This is a genomic window from Microcoleus sp. BM001215392, assembly GCF_036700185.1.
In the GTDB taxonomy this organism is placed as follows: domain Bacteria; phylum Cyanobacteriota; class Cyanobacteriia; order Cyanobacteriales; family Microcoleaceae; genus Microcoleus.
The window spans coordinates 1-6,595 of record NZ_JAUBOJ010000398.1 but is presented as its reverse complement, the minus strand read 5'-3'; the positions used below and the strand labels follow the sequence as shown (position 1 = coordinate 6,595).

3 protein-coding genes are annotated in these 6,595 nt (G+C 46.4%); all 3 read left to right on the top strand.

Annotated elements, in window-relative coordinates; genetic code table 11:
* Nucleotides 1-13: 13 nt before the first annotated feature.
* The 3 genes from QT974_RS28940 (at nt 14) to QT974_RS28930 (ending at nt 6,221) form a co-directional block, all read left to right on the top strand.
* A complete protein-coding gene (locus QT974_RS28940) occupies nt 14-1,294 on the top strand; it encodes a glycosyltransferase (RefSeq protein ID WP_333471835.1) in 1,281 nt (426 codons plus the stop codon).
* 498 nt (nt 1,295-1,792) lie between these two features.
* On the top strand, nt 1,793-3,580 hold the full coding sequence (locus QT974_RS28935; protein WP_333471834.1) for an NHLP bacteriocin system secretion protein: 1,788 nt from the start codon (nt 1,793-1,795) through the stop codon (nt 3,578-3,580).
* A gap of 430 nt (nt 3,581-4,010) precedes the next feature.
* Nucleotides 4,011-6,221, top strand: coding sequence for an NHLP family bacteriocin export ABC transporter peptidase/permease/ATPase subunit (locus tag QT974_RS28930; RefSeq protein ID WP_333471833.1), 2,211 nt, complete (start codon nt 4,011-4,013; stop codon nt 6,219-6,221).
* The last annotated feature ends 374 nt before the right edge of the window (nt 6,222-6,595 follow it).

Here is a 6,595-nt window from a genome sequence, read left to right as displayed (position 1 = left end):
GGAGCCTTAACTAATGACACACTTCGGCATTCTCTGTCCACCAGTCACTGGCCACCTCAACCCCATGACAACATTAGGTAGTGAACTGCTTCGCCGCGGCCATCGAGTCACAGTATTTGGATTCCCCGATGCTCAAGCAAAAACTATAGCCAGCGGATTAGAATTTCATCCGTTAGCTGAAGATGAGTTTCCCGTTGGCTGGTTCGCAGAAATTCTTACCCAACGCGGAAAACTTAGCGGACTTGCGGCATTGCGACATACTCTTAAGGAAGTTGCCAAGACTTCGACTGCTATTCTCAGAGAAGCTCCCATCGCTATTAAACAAGCTGGTGTAGAAGCTTTGTTAGTAGACCAAGTTTCACTCGAAGGAGGAACAATTGCCGACTTTTTAAACATTCCTTATATCACAATTTGCAGCGCTTTGATGATGAATCAGGAACCAAATATTCCTCCCATTTGTACCTCCTGGCAATATAATCTAAATTTGGCAACCCGCCTCCGCAATCAAGTTAGCTATAAGTTATTACGTTTGCTTGGTAGCTCGATTCGAGAAGGCATCTCCGAGTATCGCCGAAAATGGCAATTAGCTCTCTACGATCTGCCAAATGATTATTACTCTAAACTCGCTCAAATCACCCAGCAACCGCCTGAATTTGACTTTCCCAGGCAAAATTTACCCCCACATTTCCATTTCACCGGCCCTTATCACAATCCAGCTACTCGCAAACCAGTGCCTTTTCCCTTTGAACAATTAACCGGCAAACCGTTGATTTATGCCTCGATGGGAACGATTCAAAATCGCTTGTTGGAGGTTTTTCAAACGATCGCCTCTGCTTGTGAAGGATTAGATGCTCAATTGGTGATTTCTCTGGGAGGTGGCGCGAGTCCAGAATCCTTGCCGCAATTGCCGGGAAATCCGATCGCGGTTGGCTATGCACCGCAATTAGAATTGCTGCAAAAAGCTGCTCTTACGATTACTCACGCCGGGATGAATACAACTTTGGAATCTTTGAGCAATGGAGTACCGATGGTGGCAATTCCTGTTGCTAACGATCAGCCGGGAGTGGCGGCGCGGATTGCTTATACGGGTGTTGGTGAAGCGATCTCTTTGAAGGAATTGAGCGTTCCTAAAGTGCGATCGGCAATTGAGACAGTCCTCACCCAAGAGTCGTATAAACAAAGGGCGATCGAGATGCAAGGGGCGATCGCGCGATCGGGTGGAGTCAAGCGCGCCGCTGACATTATCGAACAAGCTGTATTGACTGGAAAACCTGTCTTGGCTTCTGAAATCTAAGCTGTGGACTCCAATCTAAAATCTCAAATTTAAAATTGATCGCTCGGCTGTTTTGGCTGGTCTTAACTCGCAAAAAAAATGCAATATCCTCAAAATATGACAACCATAAAAATCAACAACATCCCAGATTAACACTACCTTCACTATACCGCTAGCTTCAAGTTGCGGGCGATACCTAGCCGAAAGTTCGGGTAATTCCCCCGTCTGAAGACAGACTGCAAGCTAGTCTTTTTATTAGCTGAAAACTCTACTGCTGGTTAGGCATCGGGGCGGTTAATTGTCGTACAGTAATTTTACAGGCAAGCTGCAAACAAAAGTGAAAAGATTCAAGTCATATCGTGTTCGATCGATCGCGATCGAAAACGGTTTGTAGTGAGGACTTTCTTCCGCTATACAGAGGACTTGCATTCCCCACTACAAACCTTACCAATCGCGGTCAATCGACTTTAAATACACCCCAGCTTGCAGCACGATCGCCCGTTACGAAAGGAGTAGCTGATGCAAGTAAAACAAAACAAACTTTTCACTACCGAAGCGATCGATCGCTTATCTTCACCGGAACGCCTAGACCAAATGATGCAGGTGGTTAGCCCTCGATCGTGGCTGCCGCTAACTGCAATTGGCTGTTTAGTTGCGACTGCGGGGGTTTGGAGTGCGATCGGGCGAATTCCGCTGACTGTTTCCGGTCAAGGCGTATTGCTTCTACCCCGCCGCGTCGTGCAATTTCAAGCTGCTAGTTCTGGTCAATTGGTAAAGCTGAATATCAAACCAGGAGATGTTGTTAAACGAGGTCAGGAAATCGGCAAAGTTGATAAACTCGACCTCAAGCAGCAGCTAGAACAAGAGAAAGCAAAATTAGCCGAACTGCAAGGGCAAAAGCAAGATACTAACAAGCTGCAAAAACAGCAGATTTCCCTAGAATTAAAAATCCTAGAACAGCAGCAAAAAGACCTTCAGGAAAGCTTGAATCGAGAGTCAGTTGCGCCTGTACTGCACCAGCAAAGTATGGCGGCATTAGAGCAAAAACGCCAAAGTTTGGAGGAAAGTTTGCGCCGAGAACAAATTGCCCCGGTACTGCGACAGCAAACTCTGGCAGCATTAGCAGAAAAACGCCAAAGTTTGGAAGAAAGTTTGCGGCGAGAACAAGTTGCGCCGGTACTGCGACAGCAAACTCTGGCGGCGATCGTCAAAAAACGCGACAGCCTTTTGCAGCGAAAGCAGCAGATCAATTCTTTGGTCGAAACTTTGCAGCAGCGGTTTGAAACTCGGCGCGTTCTTTACGAACAAGAGAGGGCTATCAGTCAGGATTTATGGCTGCAAGCGAGACAGGAATTCGCGGACTCTCAGATGCAATTGGCGGATATTGAAACGCAGTTAAAGGAACTCGACGTTCAGAAAACTAATAGCGATCGCGAATTCCTGCAAAATCTCAATAAAATTGACGAAATCAAAAACAGTCGGCAGCAACTCCAGATTGAAACTACCAATACCGAACGAGATTACCTGCAAAATGTCAACCGCCTGAATGAAATTAAGAACAATCTCCAAGAACTTAAAGTTCAGAAAAGTAACACCGAACGGGATTACCTGCAAAACCTGAACAAAATTGACGAAATCAAAACTAAGATTAAAAACATCCAAACCCAAGCGGTCAAACTAGCTCAACAAGATTTAGAAAAGTCGATCGCCCAAACGAATCAAATTCAGGAAGTTAAACGTAAAATTTCCCACTTACAGAATCAGTTAGCTACCGAAAGCAAAGTTACCAGCCAATATGACGGCCGCGTTTTAGAAGTTAGCGCTGTTGCCGGTCAAATGTTGAACATCGGTACAAAAATCGGGACTGTCGAAGCTAAAACTAATCGTGAAAAAATGGTCAGTCTTGTCTATTTGGCTGACAGAGACGGCAAGCAAATTAAACCTGGAATGACCGTACAAGTTACCCCTAGCGTCGTCAAGCGGGAGCGCTACGGCGGCATTGTCGGCAAAGTAACCCAAGTTTCTCCTTTTCCAGTTACCAATCAAGATATGTCGGCAATTATCGGCAATGAAAACTTGGCTGACAGCATCGCGAAAAGCATAGCTGGTGGCGGTGCTCCCGTGCAAGTTTTTGTGGAATTGCAAGAAGATCCGAACACTGTCAGCGGTTACAAATGGTCGTCCTCGAACGGGCCTCCTCTGAAGATTTCTCCCGGTACTACGGCGCTAGTTCGGGTGCAAATCGGGCAGTTAGCGCCGATTTCTTACGTGATTCCTATTTTTAGGTCTTTGACTGGGGTTTATTAATGAAAGATATCCCGTAGGGCATTGGTGTCAACTTAAGCTTTTAGTCCACCAGTTCTACGGCTTACCCGTCAGTCCGCCAGGGGTTTAAACCCCTGTCTAATAGCTAAAGTCCTCTGAAAGAGGACTAATGAGTTCTTGAGTCCTCTTTGAGAGGACTTGAGCTTTGAGGCAGGGGTTTCAACCCTTGCCGGACTATGGGTTTTACCTGGTTATTGACACGCCTTGGGCTCTTGGAGTGTTCCTACAGTGAAATTCAAAATATGTAGGTTGGGTTGAGGTAACGAACCCTCCACTACGTTCCGCCCAACACTTCAAAGGTTCTCAAACGAATGAAATTCAAAATATGTAGTCAGGCGTTGGGCGGAGTGAAACGGAGGGTTCGCGAAGCGCTCTACCCAACCTACAGAATCTAATTACCCATTAATAACCGATGAAAATTCCCTGGATTGACAAGTTTTTTACGCCGCGCCATTTAAGGCGAGTTCGCACTCCTACACTGCTACAAATGGAAGCTGTAGAATGCGGTGCGGCTGCTTTAGGAATTATTTTGAGTTACTTTTCTCGCCCCATACCTTTAGCCCAATTGCGGAGCGAGTGCGGCGTTTCTCGCGATGGCAGTAAAGCTTCTAATATCCTCAAAGCAGCCCGAATTTATGGCTTAGATGCTAGAGGGTTTAAAAAAACAGTTGATGAATTAAAAACTGTGCCGCCGCCTTTTATTGTTTTTTGGAATTTCAATCACTTTTTAGTCGTCGAGGGGATGAAGAAAAAGCGGGTGTACCTCAACGATCCGGCATCGGGGCCGAGGACTGTTTCCCTAGAAGAATTTAACTCGGCTTACACTGGCGTTGTTTTGACTTTTGAACCCGGGCCGGAGTTTAAAAAAGGCGGAAAAAAACCGAGTATTGCCAGTGCTTTAGATTCCCGATTGCAAAGTTCCCGCTGGGCGATCGCATTTTGTTTAATTGCTGGTTTATTACTGACTGTTCCCCGTTTAGCTGGCGCGGCATTTACCCAAATTTTTGTGGATGAAATCCTGGTCGAAAACCGTCACGAGTGGCTGCGACCTTTAATACTGGGAATGCTGTTTGCCGCTGCTATTCAAGGGCTGCTAGCGCGGATGCGGCTTTTCTATTTGCGACGGTTGGCAAACAAGCTGGCGATTTCGATGTCGGGACAGTTTCTCTGGCATACTTTGCGCTTGCCGGTAGGATTTTACGCCCAGCGGTTTGCCGGGGAAATTAGCAGCCGCTGCCAAGTTAATGATAAGGTTGCTGATATTTTATCGGGGAAACTTGCTGCAACTGCGATCGACGCGGTGATGATGGTTTTCTATGCGATAATTATGGTTATGTACGACTGGGTTCTGACCTGTGTCGCCGCTGTTTTTGCAGCTTTAAACTTTTTGGCACTGCAATCTTTATCCCGCAGTCGCGTCGATGCCAATACCAGATTGGCTCAGGAAACAGGTAAGGTTGGCGGTGCGGCGATCGCGGGCATTCAATCGATCGAAACTGTCAAAGCTAGCGGTTTAGAATTCGACTTATTTTCTAAGTTTGCCGGGTACTATGCCAAAATGAGCAACGCCCAGCAAGAATTAGCTCTACCCACTCAAATTCTATCAATATTACCAGCATTTTTAACAGCATTAGCAGCAACTGCTATCTTAGTTGTCGGCGGCTTGCGGGTGATGCACGGCGGTTTGAGTATTGGGATGTTAATTGCTTACCAAAGTCTCACTCAGCAATTCCTCCGACCTGTTAACAATCTAGTCAATTTTGGCAGCACTTTGCAAGAATTAGAAGCCGATTTAAGCCGACTCGATGACGTTCTGCAAAACCCGATCGACCCCGAAGCCGATCGCGATGCTTTTTACAATCAAAACAGCCGCAGCGCCCTCGCAGCAGATGCTTTTGACCTGCAAGGATCGATTGAATTGCGGAGTGTCAGCTTTGGCTACAGCCGCTTGGAAGCGCCGCTAATTGACAACTTGAACTTAAGCGTAAAACCGGGTCAGCGGGTAGCGTTAGTGGGGGGCAGCGGTTCTGGTAAATCTACTATTGCCAAACTTGTCACCGGACTTTACCAACCGATGAATGGCGAAATCTTATTTGACGGGGTTGCTCGCAATTTGATTCCCCGTTCTATCCTAGCAAATTCGCTGGCAATGGTCGAACAAGAGATTTTTCTATTTGCCGGCACTGTGCGGGAAAATCTGACGCTTTGGGACCCGACAGTACCGGAAGCAGATTTAGTGCAAGCCTGCGTTGATGCGGCAATTCACGAATTGATTTTGAATATGCCGGGAGGATACGATGCTCAATTAAATGAAGGGGGAACAAATATGAGCGGCGGACAGCGGCAGCGCTTGGAAATTGCTAGGGCTTTAGTCAGAAATCCGGCAGTGTTGGTGTTGGATGAAGCAACAAGTGCTCTGGATGCTGAAACTGAGTTAATTATCGATCGCAATTTGCGGCGTCGCGGTACTTCTTGTATTGTGGTTGCTCACCGTTTGAGTACGATTCGAGATTGCGATGAAATTATTATGATCGCAGGGGGAAAGGTTGTTCAGAGAGGCACTCACGAGGAGTTGCAAAAGCTGGGAGGAGCTTATGCTCTTTTGGTTGGGAATGAACAATAAAACAGTTGACAGTTGACAGTTGACAGTTGACAGTTAGTCCACCAGTTTTACGGCTTACCCGTCAGTCCGACAGGGGTTTAAACCCCTGTCTAATAGCTAAAGTCCTCGGTCGAGGACTGAAATGAATGATGGTTTGATTTGGCTATTCAGTCGGTTTTAACCGACTTTAGCTATGAGACGGGGATTTTAATCACTCCTAGGATCTGTGGATTAGCCCGATCGATTCGATCGGACTGTCTTCTTTGAGGCTCTTGTTTAAAGGGTGCATCTCACTTTTGAAGCCTGAAGAAGTATGACCGCATATAAGTTATTAGTTATAATCCCATATTGATTGCGGTCATGCTATAGCCCATACAAACATATTTGCCTTGCGC

Coding starts and splice junctions, on each gene's coding strand:
- QT974_RS28935 (WP_333471834.1), top strand. CDS start 1,793: ATGCAAGTAAAACAAAACAAACTTTTCACTACCGAAGCGATCGATCGC.
- QT974_RS28940 (WP_333471835.1), top strand. CDS start 14: ATGACACACTTCGGCATTCTCTGTCCACCAGTCACTGGCCACCTCAAC.
- QT974_RS28930 (WP_333471833.1), top strand. CDS start 4,011: ATGAAAATTCCCTGGATTGACAAGTTTTTTACGCCGCGCCATTTAAGG.